A 15235-nucleotide genomic window follows, 5' to 3' on the forward strand; every position below is an offset into this window, starting at 1 on the left:
AATTACCAAATAGCCATGTCTGTATTCGTTGCTGTTGACCAAATAGATAAGGTTTTCAATCTCGTCGGTGGGGGACAATACATTGCCCTCAAAGGCATTGACCTTCAGATTAAAAAGGGTGAGTTTGTATCGCTGATCGGTCACTCTGGCTGCGGTAAATCGACGCTACTCAACATGATTGCAGGGCTAGACTTACCTAGTGAGGGAATTGTCACCCTAGAAGGACAAAGAATCACCAAGCCAGGTCCAGATCGGATGGTGGTGTTTCAAAATTACTCCCTTCTACCTTGGCGGACGGTACGGGAAAACATTGCCCTGGCTGTAGATGCCGTCATGAAGGGCGCACCTGCGGGAGAACGCCGCGCCATTGTCGAAAAGCACATCGATATGGTGGGTTTGCGTCCCCATGCCGATAAGCCGCCAACAATGCTATCGGGCGGACAAAAACAACGGGTAGCGATCGCCCGTGCCTTATCGCTGCGTCCGAAGTTGCTGTTACTCGACGAACCCTTTGGCGCGTTAGATGCGCTGACGCGAGGTAACTTGCAAGAACAGCTGATGCAAATTTGCCAAGAAAACCAAGTCACAGCCGTAATGGTGACGCACGACGTAGACGAAGCCGTATTGCTGAGCGATCGCATCGTCATGTTAACCAACGGACCCGAATCGAAAATTGGTGGCATTTTAGAAGTAGATATCCCCAGACCCCGTAAGCGGATGCAGGTTGTAGAACATCCCAGCTATTACAGTCTGCGGAGCGAAATGATCTACTTTTTAAACCAGCAAAAACGAGTTAAGCAAATTCGGGCGCGGAAAAAGACCGCTGTTACCCGTCACGGGTTGGAAAAAGTCAATTTGGAAATTGGCTTCGTTCCCTTAACCGCTTGCGCACCACTGGCGATCGCTCAAGAAAAAGGTTTCTTTGCCAAGCATGGCTTAGATGAAGTTACTCTAGTACGGGAAACCAGCTGGCGCGGGATTGTCGATGGAATTGCAGGCGGTTACATCGATGCTGCCCAAATGCCTTCGGGGATGCCCATGTGGTTGACTTTGGGGGGTCACGAGGACAAACCCATACCTACGGTGACTGCCTTAACCATGACTCGTAATGGCAACGCCATCACCTTATCAAAACGCTTTTACGACCAAGGAGTTTACAACCTCACCGACTTCAAACAGCACTTGCTGCGTACCCGCGACCAGCGGCATACGATGGGGGTCGTACATCCTTCCTCAATGCACAGCGTCCTCTTGCGCTACTGGCTAGCCGCAGGTGGTATCGACCCCGATTTAGATGTTGACGTTCACACCATTCCCCCAGCCCAAATGGTTGCCGACCTCAAAGCGGGTAGTATCGATGGATTCTGCGTTGGCGAACCTTGGAACTACCGCGCTGCTGAAGAAGGAATTGGCTTTACCGCTGCTACCGATTTAGAAATTTGGCTGGGACACCCAGGAAAAGTTTTGGGCGTGCGAGAAGAATGGGCAGCCGCCTATCCTAACACGCATATTGCTTTGGTCAAAGCACTTTTAGAAGCTTGCTACTATTGCTCTTTGCCAGAAAATGCTGAAGAAATTCGTCAAATTTTGGCACGACGGGAATATGTCAGCACCAGCGTCGATTATATTCAGTTGCTAGACCCCGATAGCAGCAGTTGCGATCTGAGTAGTCCCATGCGGGAGTATGCTCACCACCAATTCTTTTCTGAAGCTGCAATCAATCGCCCCAGCCGTACGGAACAAACTTGGATCGTGACTCAACTAGCACGCTGGGGTCACACTCCCTTCCCCAGAAATTGGGTAGAAATTATCGAACGGATCTGTCGTGTTGGAGTCTTCAGCACAGCTGCCAGAGAACTCGGCTTAGATGTCAGCTACACCCGCCAGCCGCTCAAACTCTTTGACGGGACTGTATTTAATGCCGACGACCCACTCGGCTATCTCAACAGTCTAGCGATCAAACGCGACTTCTCCGTAGCCGAAGTCATTCTCGACGCACCAATCCGCAGAGCAGCGTAGCTGAATTGCTAATGGCTGACAGTTGACGGTTAACGGTTAACTGTCAACTGTCAACTACGAATGACCAATGACAAATGACCAATGACAAATGACACTACAATGAACAACGCTTTTGCTTATACAGACATCGCCAGAAATCGTTTAGGCAAGCCACTTTCTACAGTGCAGTCTAATCGCCAGGCTTTCGTACAGATTAAGGACGTTTGTAAAGTCTATCCCACCAAAAACGGTCCCTTCACCGTCCTTGATGGGGTGAATCTCAGTGTTTATGAAGGGGAGTTTATTTGCGTGATCGGTCACTCCGGTTGCGGTAAGAGTACGCTGTTGAATATGGTGTCTGGTTTTGCTCATCCAACTACGGGTGATGTTTTAGTTGATGGTAGTCCCGTAACTAAACCAGGTCCAGACCGGATGGTGGTGTTTCAAAACTACGCCTTGCTACCTTGGCGGACTGCGTTTGAAAATGTCTATTTGGCAGTGAATGCCGTACATCCCAGCAAGCCAGAAGCAGAAAAGCGGGCGATCGTGCGGGAACATTTGGCAATGGTCGGACTGGCGGAAGCCGCAGATAAGAAGCCACCGCAACTATCTGGGGGGATGAAACAGCGGGTTTCGATCGCCCGTGCTTTGGCAATTCGTCCCAAGGTGATGATTTTAGACGAACCTTTCGGGGCGTTGGATGCAATTACCAAAGAGGAGTTGCAGGAAGAGTTGCTGAAAATCTGGAACGACCATAAATGCACCGTGTTAATGATCACCCACGATATTGACGAGGCGCTATTCTTAGCCGATCGCCTGGTAATGATGACCAATGGACCTCACGCTAAAATTGGCGAGGTTTTGGATATTCCTTTCGCCCGTCCCCGCGATCGCGCTCGCATTATGGAAGATCCGCAATACTATCAACTCCGCAACTATGCTTTAGACTTCCTCTACAATCGTTTCGCCCACGACGATGTAGGTTAGTTATTAGTAGGGTGGGCATTGCCTACCCTGCTGAGCAAGAAGTAAGAATTGGCACAATAATTAGGTTCAATAGATTTAATAATAGGTTCTAATTATATGGGTAAATTCCCTATATAGAAGCTAGTCGAGCTGCTTGCATATAGGATCTTATCTATCGAAACTATATAAGATTTATTCAATTTTTGTTTCATTAAATTAACTAATTTTGCACTAAAGGTTGTAATCTATTTTTAATGCAACTTTTCAAGCAGATACAAAAGCTTCAAAACACGTAGTCTTTGAAGTTGATGACTGCCTGAAACCGGAATAAATACCTGGCGATTAACTCGTTGTTAATTGTGGCTTATACCTGGAATTGCATTTTGGTTTTGATCTTAGCCGATCCAGTTTCAAGTTACTTGCAATTACTTTAACCTCTCAAAACAAGATACGGTGACTATTGCCATGTGGTTGAAAAAAACATACATTTTGCTTTGTTTTTTAGTTGCAAAGTAGCAACTTATTATTCAATCAATTTACTGTGGAGATTTTTCAAAGAATGCCACTTTAGATATTGAATTTCAAAAGCCGATATCTAACCTTGGATATATTCTAACTCGGCAAGTTGTTGTTAAAAAATCTACCCAGCATCAAATTATTTTCATGGTTGTAAATAGCTTTGACTCTATGTAATCAGGTCGCTTAGTTTGCGGTTGTCTTTCGTCTCTTTCTCATGCAAATAACAAACAAAATTCATTTCAGAAATTTACGGGGCGATTTATTTGGTGGTTTAACCACTGCGATCGTTTCCTTGCCCCTAGCGTTGGCATTCGGCGTTGCCTCTGGTGCTGGAGCCGTTGCTGGGCTTTACGGTGCAGTCTGCGTTGGTTTTTTTGCAGCGTTGTTTGGCGGTATCCCAACGTTGCTCTCTAAACCGATCGAGGCAATGACCGTAAGCCCTGTTTATAGGTTATCGTGCAACACCTGTGTTGTAGGGGGTGAAGTGGCTCGCTCTTACTCTCTTTAACTCTTGAAACGTTCGTTTAGTTCACTTATTGCAATACTCCTCATCAGAGGAGGCACAAGGAGGTATTCGTGGATTTTTGGTCCTTTTTTGTAATGGACTTCGTCAAGCAGTTACAGTCCCCAACACTCGCCTTTTTGATTGGTGGGATGGTCATTGCTGCTCTCGGGAGCGAATTGGTAATTCCCGAGTCGATTTGTGCGATCATCGTCTTCATGCTGCTCACCAAAATCGGTCTGACCGGTGGAATTGCCATCCGTAATTCCAACCTGGCGGATATGGTGTTACCCATGATCTGTGCTGTAGTAGTAGGGATTACTGTTGTATTCATCGCGCGTTATACATTAGCCAAGCTGCCGAAGGTCAAAGTCGTCGATGCGATCGCGACTGGGGGGTTGTTTGGAGCCGTGAGTGGCTCCACTATGGCTGCTGGTCTGACGGTACTGGAAGAACAAAAAATTTCATACGAGGCTTGGGCTGGCGCACTCTATCCCTTCATGGACATCCCAGCGCTCGTAACTGCAATTGTTGTAGCCAACATTTATCTTAACAAGAAGAAGCATAGGGCAGCAGCCAAAGCTACCAAGCAGGAGTATCTCAGCAAGCAGCCCATTGCTGCGGGCGATTATGCCGATAAACAGGATTATCCCAGCAGCCGCCAGGAGTATCTCAGCCAGCAGCAGGCTCCTGCGGATAATCGGGTCAAGATATGGCCGATCATCGAGGAAAGCCTTCGGGGTCCTGCCTTATCGGCAATGTTGTTAGGTCTCGCTCTTGGCATATTCACCCAGCCGGAAAGTGTCTATAAAAGCTTCTACGATCCCCTCTTTCGCGGCTTGCTTTCGATCTTGATGCTAGTCATGGGTATGGAGGCTTGGTCAAGGATTGGCGAACTGCGCAAGGTGGCTCAGTGGTATGTCGTGTATAGCGTGGTGGCACCGTTTATTCATGGGCTGCTCGCCTTCGGTCTCGGCATGATTGCCCACTACACCATGAACTTCAGCATGGGCGGCGTTGTGATTCTGGCTGTCATTGCCGCCTCTAGTTCAGACATTTCAGGTCCGCCCACGTTGCGAGCTGGCATCCCGTCGGCCAATCCCTCCGCCTATATAGGCGCGTCCACAGCCATCGGTACGCCAATTGCGATCGGCTTGTGCATCCCGTTCTTCGTCGGTCTCGCCCAAGCGATCGGCGGACTCTAATCCTAGACTGGTCGCGGTCTGTCGGCGCTCCCTTGGTCCGGCAGATCCAGTAGCTCAATGTATAAGATTGATATAGATAGGTAAGGAGGTAACTAACATGGCCAAGCCAGCCAAAAAGCTCGTCATCGTCACGGAAAAGGTTCTGCTGAAAAAGATCGCCAAGATCATCGATGAATCTGGGGCGACCGGTTATACGGTGGTGGAGACTGGCGGTAAAGGCAGTCGCAACGTGCGATCTTCGGGACAACCGATCGTTTCTGACACCCAGGCTAATGTGAAGTTCGAGATACTCACCCCCGATCGGGATATGGCCGAGGATATCGCGGATCAGGTCGCAGTGAAGTTTTTCCTCGATTATGCGGGCATGATCTACATCTGTGATGCGGAGGTCCTGTACGGGCATAGTTTCTGCGGGCCAGACGGCTGTTGAATCGAGACGACACCAACTCAAAAAGCCGGGTCATGACCCCGGATTTTTGGTGTTCAAGCGGAGTTTTATGGATAGTGACTCAGCAAAGCGTGGGATAAACTGCTATATCTTTCCAAGTCCAAGGTTCTGAGGTTAGGTCTGCCCTTTGAGCACCAGAGAGAATTAATCCACTCAACTGAGCTAGACTTAGGGCTATCCAACAGTCTCCTGCTTCAAGTTCTTCGGGCAAGCAGTGATGAAGTGCTTTTTTTAATAAATGACCACAATTCATCCGCAGCAACGGCATCCGGATCGACAGCTTGTACTTCAGCATTATGAACTAGTTGGGCTTTTTGACGCTTCAGCTCGAACCAAACTAACTCAATAGTTGTAGGAAAGTCCACTCACCCGACCAATACCTTGTAAGCTAGTTCCCTCACAATGCGACTGTAAGACAATCCGTACTTCCTCCTCTGTGACTTGCCGCCGATAGTAAATTGTGTCAAAGGTATCAGTCAATGTTTGCGCTTCTGTTTGGGCAACAATAGCGTTGACTACCCTTACTCGTTTTTCCGTGTTTATGAGTTTTGGGATGACTACACAAAGGACACTGCATGGTTTTTTAGAACATTTTACTATGCTCTAGTCTCACAAACCCACACTTGCCTGAGTCACTATCCTGCATTGCAACAAGCAATTGCATTTGTAAATGGTAACGATAGGGTTACTGCCGATGTTGGAAATGCCTCACGCCAAGGTTTGAGCGATTTCAGCGATCCGGCACTGCAACAGTAACTTTAATGTCATTTGTCATTTGTCATTGGTGAGTAGCTGGTGGAACCAGATTCTAGTTGTGGTTTAGCCACTGGTCAATAGATAACTGATAACTGACAACTGATTTCTCAGGCGATCGCTATACTAACGCACCGAAACAATGAGATATTAGTTAGTATCGGTAGGCAGAAACGCGATCGCTTTCCATCTAATTTGAGTTCAAGCGGCATGATGAGATCTTGGAAACAACTAGTCATCTCAACTAAAGAGCTATTTGCCGACGAAGGTTTTCTCAAAAGCATTCATGTCATTGAGAACCTAGTTTCAAAAGTTTTGTCTATAGCTTTAGTTGGCGTAATTCTAGTTTCACTAGTCGATTTAATTATATTTTTATATCAAGACTTATTTAGAGAGCCAGTTGGTTTTTTTAATAAAACGCTGATTGAAATTTTCGGGATGTTCCTGAATATTTTGATTGCTTTAGAATTATTGGAAAATATTACTGCTTATCTGAGAAAACACGTCGTTCAAGTTGAACTCGTGATTGTAACTGCCTTGATTGCTGTAGCTCGCAAACTGATTATTTTTGATTTTAGTAAAGCTACAGGTATAGATTTAATTGGTCTGGCAACAGCTAGTTTTGCCCTCTCTATTAGCTACTGGTTAATTCGTCAAATGAACAGAAAGCATAGAGAAGATCGTAGGTAAGATATAGAAAAAAAGTATAAATCCTAATAAGTCTAGTGGTGATTGAATTTGAGAGCGATCGCCTCAATTTAGATAATTTACAAAAGTCTTAAGTTAATATATATTAATATTTAACTATAGCAAGAACTCAAAACTTTTTCTAAGTTTGAGCGAATGAGATTCATGACTGTACAAGCTATTATATTGTGTTATGTGAATCGCGTAAGTAGATTTTGTGCTAGTCAAGCAGTAATCAAGCAGTAGGGTGGGCAATGCCAACCTTACCAGAAGAACTGGCAAACGATTGTCATTGCTCGCAAATTCTTGTGCCATGAAGTGTGAAGTGTGTGGGGGCGATTTCCTGCGGAATAGCTTTGCTTCAAGCAAATCGCTGTAGCAGCAATTAGCCGTCAAAAGTCAAAAGTCAAAAGTCAAAAGTCAAAAAAAAGTGGTATTGCAGTTCTAATGTTAATTGAGAAAATGTCATTTCTCGGAGCGTGCCGCGCTAACTACACTTTGACAAATGACAAATGACGACTGACAAATGACGACTGACGAATGACAACTTACGACCGACCATTACTTCAACAGGCAATTCTCGTGTTAGAAGCGTGTGTATTAGCAACAATATTGTGCGGATTTTTCGGCATCATCTTTAAAAAGAATCTGGTGATGAAGATCGTCTCGATGGATGTTATGAGTACGGGGGTGATCTCCTATTACGTGGTCATTGCATCGCGAGATGGTGTATTTGTACCAATTATTTCAGATACCAAAAATATCGCTTACTCCGATCCGGTTCCCCAGGCAGTGATATTGACGGCGATCGTCATTGGCTTTTCGATTCAAGCTGTGATGCTAGTTGGCGTGATGAAGTTGTCGCGAGATAATCCGACTTTAGAAAGTAGCGAGATCGAGAAGAGTAACACGCCATGAATACCATTTCGATCGCCTGGATTGCCCTACCGTTTTTTGTGGGGTTTGTCGCTTCTCTCATCCCCAAACTCGATCGGTATCTTGCATTGGGCATGGCTTGTGCTTCTGCCGGATATGCGTTGTTGTTATTTATCGAGCCTCCACTGACACTGAATTTACTCGATAATTTCGGCGTGACGTTAGCGATCGACCAATTAAGCGGCTACTTTATCTTGACAAATGCGCTGGTAACGGCAGCAGTCATCCTCTACTGTTGGCGCAGTGGCAAGACAGCTTTTTTTTACGCCCAGACTATCATTCTGCATGGCAGCGTCAATGCTGCGTTTGTCTGTGTGGATTTTATTAGTTTATACGTGGCACTGGAAGTCAGCGGAATTGCAGCGTTTCTCTTAATTGCTTATCCTCGCAGCGATCGCTCGATTTGGGTTGGCTTGCGCTATCTATTTGTCAGCAACGTGGCAATGCTGTTTTATCTAGTTGGCGCGGTGCTTGTCTATAAAGCACATCATTCGTTCGCTTTTGCCGGATTGCGCGGCGCACCTCCCGAGGCGCTTGCCCTGATCTTTTTAGGGCTTTTGGTAAAAGGGGGAGTTTTTGTATCTGGATTGTGGTTGCCGTTAACTCACTCCGAATCGGAAACGCCAGTATCGGCTATGCTGTCGGGAATTGTGGTCAAAGCGGGTGTCTATCCGCTAGTGCGTTGTGCGCTGACGTTGGAGGAGGTCGATCCAATCGTCAGATTCTTTGGAGTGGGAACGGCGCTTCTAGGAGTGTTCTATGCAGTTTTTGAAAAGGACACTAAGCGGATGCTGGCATTTCATACGGTTTCACAGCTAGGCTTTATTTTGGCTGCGCCTGGAGTTGGTGGCTTTTATGCCTTGACACACGGGTTGGTCAAATCGGCACTGTTTCTCATCGCGGGTGTTTTACCCAGCCGAAACTTTAAGGAACTGCAACATCAGCCGATCGCTACCTCAATCTGGATTGCCCTAGTTATGGCTAGCTTCTCAATTTCCGGCTTTCCCATGCTGTCTGGCTTTGGGGCGAAGGTGTTGACAACGAAAAATTTGCTGCCCTGGCAAACGATCGCCATGAACGTTGCGGCTGTAGGGACAGCGATCTCGTTTGCTAAATTTATTTTTTTGCCGCATCAGAAAAGAGAGGGAGGAGAGAACGTATCACCCGGTTTCTGGTCGGCAGTCATACTTCTAATTGGTGGGTTGATTGTGGCAAATGTCGCGTACTACGAGGCGTATACCCTTGAGAATATCGCGAAACCACTGGCGATCGTCGGTATTGGCTGGTTGGCGTACTTTTTGGTCTTTCGACGCTCAGTCCTCAAGCTACCGCGTATGCTCGAACAATTCGAGCATCTCATCGGTGTAATGAGTTTGATGTTAATCCTGCTTTTCTGGATGGTATGGACACGATCGGTTATCTAAACCTAATATTGCGACTGGCTATCTGGTTTTTGCTCACTGCCAATTTTAGTGTGGCAAATATCATCATCGGCGTTGCCGTTGCCCTCCTGTTGCCAGGAAGCCCCAAATCGCGAGCAGCATTAAAGGATTGGCTGCGGGCGCTGGGGAAGATTATCTTGGCAATTCCACAGGCGTATATTGAGGCATTTGAAATTATCTTCCGCCCGCATAACGAAGAAGAAGTCACCCTGGAACGAGTGCCACCGCGACGAACACCCGGTTTGATATTTCTAGATATTTTCTTGATTACTTTTACACCAAAGACAATTGTTTTGAAATACCGCGAAGATGGCTGGTACGAAGTTCATCGGGTTCGACGGAGGAAGACATGAACCTGGTATTAATTGCAATGATTCTGGCGCTGCTCATCCCTTTCTACGTGGCATGTAGGGATGAAAATATTTGGCAGACAATGTTGGCGTTTGCCAGTATCGCCACCAAAACATCGGTCATGATTCTGGTCGTATCGGTCTTACGAGATGATTGGTGGATTGGTGTTGTCGGGGTAATTATTCTGAGTGTAGGGAATGCTTCACTCATGCTGCTGGCACAAGTTATTAAACGAATGAGCGATGTCTTAAATGGGTGACAAGCAAGTCAAAAGTTAAAAGTCAAAAGTTAAAAGTCAAAAGTTAAAAGTCAAAATGTAGTTCAGGTAAGGCTTTTGACTGTTGCCTGTAGGCAAACTAAATGTGGAGCAATTTATGGCGATCGACTTATTGAGTTACATCTGCATAGGAATAGGAATCTTTTTCTGGTTTTGGGGAACTTTCCCCCTGCTAGGCAAGCGATCGCTATTATTTAAGCTGCACGGTCTTTCGGTTGCAGATACGCTCGGATCGATGAGTATCATCATTGGGCTGCTGCTGCAACGACCCAACGAATCACCGTTACTGATCCTTGCCATTATTTCCCTAGCGATTTGGAATACAGTACTGGGTTACGTGTTGGCATACTGTTCCACGAGTGGGGGGAGCAACGATGGATAGCTATATCTACGTCATAGTTGCTCTGCTTCCGCTGTCCGCGTCGATGGTAGTGTTTCAAGTCAATCCATATCATGCCCTAGTGATTCGTGGCATTTTGGGAGCTGTGGCAGCAATGGTCTATGCAGTTTTGGGGGCGGCGGATGTGTCTTTGACCGAAGCATTAGTCGGTACGATGCTAGCAATTACTCTCTATGCAGTGGCGGTGCGATCGTCAATGGTGATGCGTCTGGGCGTACTTGCAGAAGGAGCGATCGCGACGGATAGCGAAGGCGATCGCCATTATGGGCAACTGCTAGATGACTTACGGGCAATTTTGGGCAAACGTCACATGCGACTTGAGTTAGTGACATACAAAGATCGACAGGACTTGCACCAAGCGCTGATGGAGAAAGAAGTTCATGCAACTTGTACGCGACCCGAAGACGTAGATTGCACAACGCCCGATCCTGAAAAATACCCCTACCATACCGTCACCAGAGTGCGGCGGATCTATGACATCATGCAAGCCGAACTTTCATCACCTGCAACAAGCCTTACCTATGTCAGCGCGTCAGAGGAGAAGCATTCATGAAATGGGTCTATATTGCAGCTGGGCTAGCGCTATTTGTCAAAATGCTTGTCATGTCCAATCCAGCACCAGACTTGTCACTGTCAATTGTCGAATCGGTCGTTCAAGATAGTGGAGTACCCAATGCGGTTTCAGGGATTATTTTTAGAAATCGGCTGTACGACACCATTTTTGAGGTGGTGGTATTTACGATCGCCATTATGGGCGCTCATTATTTGCTAGCGAACGAACAACCATCCACCAAAGTCTATCGTTTTATAGATCAACCATCAATTGTGCTGGCACGATTAGGAGCGACAATTGCAGCTTTGGTGGGGATTGAACTGGCGATTCGGGGTCATCTCAGCCCAGGTGGGGGTTTTGCGGCTGGGGTAGCGGGCGGAACGGCGATCGGTCTAGTGGCAATCACTTCATCACCAGAGAAGATGCAAAGTATTTACAAGCGCTGGCACGCTGCTACATGGGAGAAAGTTTCGGTGCTGATTTTCGTTGTCCTAGCGGCGATAACTCTGTCTGGATTTGAACTACCGCACGGAGAAATGGGCGCACTTGTCAGTGGTGGAGTTCTCCCCATACTCAACTTTTTAGTAGCAGTCAAAGTCGCCTTGGGTTCTTGGGCGGTTATATTAGTTTTTATTCGTTATCGCGGGTTGTTGTGACTAGTTGTGTAGGGTGCGTTAATAACGCACCCTACTGTACTTAATTCTATCGATTTATCTTGTTAATCAAGAGATTTTGCCAAGTTATCTAAAGCAGACAACGGCATGACTCTCGAAAATTAGCATGAATGCAGTTTCATCTAAATCTTTCAAGTGTTTATATATCTATAAGAAGTCAGAAGTATAGTAGGGTGGGCAATGCTTGCCCTACCATTTTTATGTCAGATATTGTGAATTAAATTGCTTTTAACTTGTCACGGAGCAAAATAAATTTATCAAAAGATTTAATTTAGATAAAATTAGTATTAAGCCTTACCCGCGATCGCCTTTCAATGCGCGTTCAAAGGCATGGCAGCAACCTTCACCTGCAAGCGATCGTGAAACAGCGAGCCTTACTGCTAGTCAATCGTCATGCCCGTCACGGACAGCAGCGGATTGCTGCTGCCATAGAACAGTTACAGCAGTTAGATTTAGAGTTATTAGAAAAGCCGATAGAACATCCTCGGCAATTACCCGAACTTATCCGTTACTATCGCCATCAAGTAGACTTAGTCATCATTGGTGGTGGAGATGGAACGCTCAACGCGGCAGTAGATGCCTTAGTCGAGACGAGATTACCTTTAGGAATATTACCTTTAGGGACGGCTAATGACTTAGCTCGGACGTTAGAAATTCCCAATTCTCTACCTGAAGCGTGCGAGATTATTGCGAGTCAAAAAGTCCGTTGGATTGACTTAGGTTGGGTGAATGGCAAGCATTTTTTTAACGTTGCTAGCCTCGGTCTGAGCGTCCAAATTGCTCAAAAACTAACAAAAGAGTCTAAACGTCGTTGGGGAGTTTTAGCCTATGCAATGGCAGCAATTCAGGTTCTCTGGCAATCTCGACCCTTCAGAGCTGAAATTCGGATAAATAACCAAGATGCGATTCGAGTCAAAACCGTACAAATTGCTGTTGGGAACGGACGCTACTACGGTGGTGGCATGGCAGTCACTCACGATGCGGCGATCGACGATCGCAGGCTAGACTTATACAGTCTGGAATTGCGTCACTGGTGGCAGATGATTCGTTTATTACCCGCAATGCGTCAAGGTAGGCATACAGCTTTACCTGGAGTTCGTACCTTACACGGTCAAAAAATCCGCATTTCGACTAGAAAACCCCGCCCCATTAATACCGATGGAGAAATCACCGCTTACACCCCTGCCGAATTTCGCGTCATTCCCCAAGCCGTAGCAGTTTTAGTACCAGAAGAGGAGCGAGGAGTGAGGAGTAAGGGGTTTTCAGGATAAGAGGACAAGGGAATAGAAGAGAGCTGAGGGGGTGAGGAGATAATGACAAATGTAGAGTTTTTTCTTTCCAACTTACGACTTACGAATTACGAATTACGACTTAGTTAACATGCATTTAAAATTTTCGCAAGATATTAAATCTTTACTAGAAAAACTATCTCAACAACCTTTAACTTTAAGCGATATTTTGGCAGGAACTTCAGAACGAGGGTTTAGCCTTGTTATTGCCTTACTTGTATTACCATTTTTATTTCCTCATCCGCCTGGTTTCACCGGCATACCTGGAACAGCCTGCTTAATTTTATCGTTGCAAATGGCATTAGGTAGGCGATCGCCTTGGTTGCCGAAAAAAGTCGCTCAATTCAAATTTCCTCGTTGGTTCGCTCAGCAATTGTTACAAAATTTGAAAAGGTGTACCAGATTGCTAGAAAGAATCGTTCGTCCTCGCATGTTAAAGATAGCGGGAAATCCTTATATTTGGCAGTTTAACGGTCTTTGCATTGCTTGGTTGGCTGTTTTATTAATGTTACCAATTCCGCTGACCAACTCTTTTCCGACGATTGGCATTTTAGTACTAGCAGTAGCAACGCTAGAAGATGACGGATTATTGATGTGTGTTAGTTACATATATACTATTTTAATTACTTTAGTGTTTGCCTTTTTAATTTATGCTTTCTGGCGAGGTTCTAGTCTATTACCAAGTTTATTTCAATGAAAAAATATAGAGACATTACATGTAACGTCTCTACATTTTTAGAGCGAAATTTTTACTTCAAAATGCAACCTGTCCTTGGAGATAGATTCAAATTCACCTGCGATCCATCGGCAACCGACTCGATTTCTGCACTACCGAATAACAACTTGCTGGGGTGCGATCGCAACTTACTTGTGTCCAAGTTAACTTGTGCCGAGTCAGTACCAGCATTGACAGCTACGACAATTTCTTCTGAGCCTAAAGTTCTCGCAAAAACATAGACCAAACCCTGTGCGTATAACACTTGATAATCTCCCGTACGCAAAGCCGGGAATTCATGGCGTAAGGCGATCAATTGACGGTGGTATTCGAGAATTTCCCGATCCCAAGTGGCTTCGAGGGGAAAACCGCGTCGAGAGTCTGGATCGATCTTGCCTGGTAAACCAACTTCATCACCATAGTAGATGCTGGGAGCGCCAGGAAATGTTAGTAGCAATAGGGTAGCAAGTTCAACACTAGGGCGATCGCCCCCAGCAATAGAGATTAGCCTCGCCGTGTCGTGGCTGGCGAGTAAATTCAACTGCGTTAACTGAATTTCCCAAGGATACAATTGCAGTAATTCTTGCATTTTTGTGGCATATTCAGCCGCAAACAAGGGTGGATAGGGATAGTAGGAACGGTCTTGTACTTGTGTCATATCCACGCGATCGCCAGCCGTAAAAGCGATTGTCGGTGCGGCAAACAAGTAATTCATCACACCGTCAAATTGCGTGCCGTCCAGCCACTCGCGCGAATCTTCCCACACTTCGCCAACAATATAAGCATCGGGGTTGATGGCTTTGACGCGATCGCGAAACTCTTGCCAAAAACCAGGTGTTCTAATTTCAAACGGCACATCTAACCGCCAGCCGTCGATGCCGAATTTCAGCCAATATTCGGCAATCTCCATAATGTATTCTCGCACTTCTGGATGATCGTGATTGAACACGGGTAAAGCGCGATTTCCTGCCCAGCCTTCGTAATTAGCGGGGCGATCGCCATCATAGGGACACAGGGGCCATTTTTCAATCTTGAACCAATCTACCCAAGGAGAGTAGGAACCATTTTCGAGAATGTCGTGAAAAAAGAAAAAGCCCCGACTGGCATGATTGAATACTCCATCCAAAACCACCTTAATATCGCGACTGTGACAGGCTTCTAGCAATTCTTGAAAAGCTTCATCTCCGCCTAACATCGGATCGACTCGATAGTAGTCGTGGGTGTGATAGCGGTGATTGCTAGCAGATTGAAAGATCGGGGTGAAGTAGATGGCGTTAATGCCTAATGTTTGCAAATAATCTAATTGCTCCATCACACCCCAGAGATCGCCACCCTTGTAGCCTTGGAGAGTGGGCATTTCTTCCCATTCTTCCCAAGTAGCGTTCTTTAACAGCCGCTTGCGGGGTTGTTGACTCTTAGCAAAGCGATCGGGAAAAATTTGATAGAAAACAGCGTGTTTTACCCAGTCTGGGGTGGTAATCTCCATAGTCACTTTCTAGCCCTTCATTGACAAGGTACAA

15 protein-coding genes and 2 pseudogenes are annotated in these 15235 nt (G+C 46.0%); 15 read left to right on the forward strand and 2 right to left on the reverse strand.

From position 1 onward, the window contains the following. The first annotated feature begins 15 nt into the window (after positions 1 to 15). The 5 genes and pseudogenes from QH73_RS14065 (at position 16) to QH73_RS14085 (ending at position 5620) form a co-directional block, all read left to right on the forward strand. Positions 16 to 2019: an ABC transporter ATP-binding/substrate-binding protein gene (locus tag QH73_RS14065; RefSeq protein WP_039713293.1), complete on the forward strand. Its 2004-nt coding sequence runs from the start codon at positions 16 to 18 to the stop codon at positions 2017 to 2019. A 99-nt stretch (positions 2020 to 2118) separates the two neighbouring features. Next, the gene (locus QH73_RS14070) at positions 2119 to 2985 is read left to right on the forward strand and encodes a nitrate ABC transporter ATP-binding protein (RefSeq protein ID WP_052289737.1); all 867 of its coding nucleotides are present in this window, start codon (positions 2119 to 2121) and stop codon (positions 2983 to 2985) included. A 712-nt stretch (positions 2986 to 3697) separates the two neighbouring features. Continuing rightward, a pseudogene (locus QH73_RS14075) lies at positions 3698 to 3919 on the forward strand (SulP family inorganic anion transporter); the annotation flags it as partial. Between the two features lie 140 nt (positions 3920 to 4059). After that, on the forward strand, positions 4060 to 5190 hold the full coding sequence (locus QH73_RS14080) for a sodium-dependent bicarbonate transport family permease (RefSeq protein ID WP_039713292.1): 1131 nt from the start codon (positions 4060 to 4062) through the stop codon (positions 5188 to 5190). Between the two features lie 97 nt (positions 5191 to 5287). After that, positions 5288 to 5620, forward strand: coding sequence for a P-II family nitrogen regulator (locus tag QH73_RS14085; protein WP_039713291.1), 333 nt, complete (start codon positions 5288 to 5290; stop codon positions 5618 to 5620). A gap of 151 nt (positions 5621 to 5771) precedes the next feature. Here the strand turns inward: QH73_RS14085 and QH73_RS14090 are convergent. Further along, positions 5772 to 6215, reverse strand: a pseudogene (locus QH73_RS14090) (IS1/IS1595 family N-terminal zinc-binding domain-containing protein); the annotation flags it as partial. A 386-nt stretch (positions 6216 to 6601) separates the two neighbouring features. On the opposite strand from QH73_RS14090, the gene QH73_RS14095 reads away from it, so the two are divergent. The 10 genes from QH73_RS14095 (at position 6602) to QH73_RS14140 (ending at position 13697) form a co-directional block, all read left to right on the forward strand. Beyond that, positions 6602 to 7081: a phosphate-starvation-inducible PsiE family protein gene (locus QH73_RS14095; RefSeq protein WP_039713290.1), complete on the forward strand. Its 480-nt coding sequence runs from the start codon at positions 6602 to 6604 to the stop codon at positions 7079 to 7081. A gap of 579 nt (positions 7082 to 7660) precedes the next feature. Then, entirely contained in the window at positions 7661 to 7996 is a 336-nt protein-coding gene (locus QH73_RS14100) for a cation:proton antiporter subunit C (RefSeq protein ID WP_039714463.1), read from the forward strand. Then, positions 7993 to 9438, forward strand: coding sequence for a cation:proton antiporter (locus QH73_RS14105; RefSeq protein WP_039713289.1), 1446 nt, complete (start codon positions 7993 to 7995; stop codon positions 9436 to 9438). The genes QH73_RS14100 and QH73_RS14105 overlap by 4 nt, the downstream gene beginning before the upstream one ends. Next, positions 9417 to 9809, forward strand: coding sequence for a Na+/H+ antiporter subunit E (locus tag QH73_RS14110; RefSeq protein WP_039713288.1), 393 nt, complete (start codon positions 9417 to 9419; stop codon positions 9807 to 9809). The genes QH73_RS14105 and QH73_RS14110 overlap by 22 nt, the downstream gene beginning before the upstream one ends. Continuing rightward, entirely contained in the window at positions 9806 to 10066 is a 261-nt protein-coding gene (locus QH73_RS14115; RefSeq protein WP_039713287.1) for a hypothetical protein, read from the forward strand. Before QH73_RS14110 ends, QH73_RS14115 begins: the two co-directional genes overlap by 4 nt. A 115-nt stretch (positions 10067 to 10181) precedes the next feature. Beyond that, positions 10182 to 10466, forward strand: coding sequence for a monovalent cation/H(+) antiporter subunit G (locus QH73_RS14120; protein ID WP_039713286.1), 285 nt, complete (start codon positions 10182 to 10184; stop codon positions 10464 to 10466). Then, on the forward strand, positions 10459 to 11037 hold the full coding sequence (locus QH73_RS14125) for a DUF4040 domain-containing protein (RefSeq protein ID WP_039713285.1): 579 nt from the start codon (positions 10459 to 10461) through the stop codon (positions 11035 to 11037). The genes QH73_RS14120 and QH73_RS14125 overlap by 8 nt, the downstream gene beginning before the upstream one ends. Further along, the gene (locus tag QH73_RS14130; RefSeq protein ID WP_039713284.1) at positions 11034 to 11693 is read left to right on the forward strand and encodes a Na(+)/H(+) antiporter subunit B; all 660 of its coding nucleotides are present in this window, start codon (positions 11034 to 11036) and stop codon (positions 11691 to 11693) included. The genes QH73_RS14125 and QH73_RS14130 overlap by 4 nt, the downstream gene beginning before the upstream one ends. Positions 11694 to 12025: 332 nt before the next feature. Beyond that, entirely contained in the window at positions 12026 to 12982 is a 957-nt protein-coding gene (locus QH73_RS14135) for a lipid kinase (RefSeq protein WP_052289736.1), read from the forward strand. Positions 12983 to 13091: 109 nt separating this feature from the next. Beyond that, positions 13092 to 13697: an exopolysaccharide biosynthesis protein gene (locus tag QH73_RS14140; protein WP_039713283.1), complete on the forward strand. Its 606-nt coding sequence runs from the start codon at positions 13092 to 13094 to the stop codon at positions 13695 to 13697. A 52-nt stretch (positions 13698 to 13749) separates the two neighbouring features. Here the strand turns inward: QH73_RS14140 and QH73_RS14145 are convergent, their stop codons facing one another. Further along, complete coding sequence (locus QH73_RS14145; RefSeq protein ID WP_039713282.1) at positions 13750 to 15201, reverse strand: glycoside hydrolase family 13 protein; 1452 nt, start codon at positions 15199 to 15201, stop codon at positions 13750 to 13752. Positions 15202 to 15235 lie beyond the last annotated feature (34 nt).

The organism is Scytonema millei VB511283, assembly GCF_000817735.3.
Classification (GTDB): Bacteria; Cyanobacteriota; Cyanobacteriia; order Cyanobacteriales; family Chroococcidiopsidaceae; genus Chroococcidiopsis; species Chroococcidiopsis millei_B.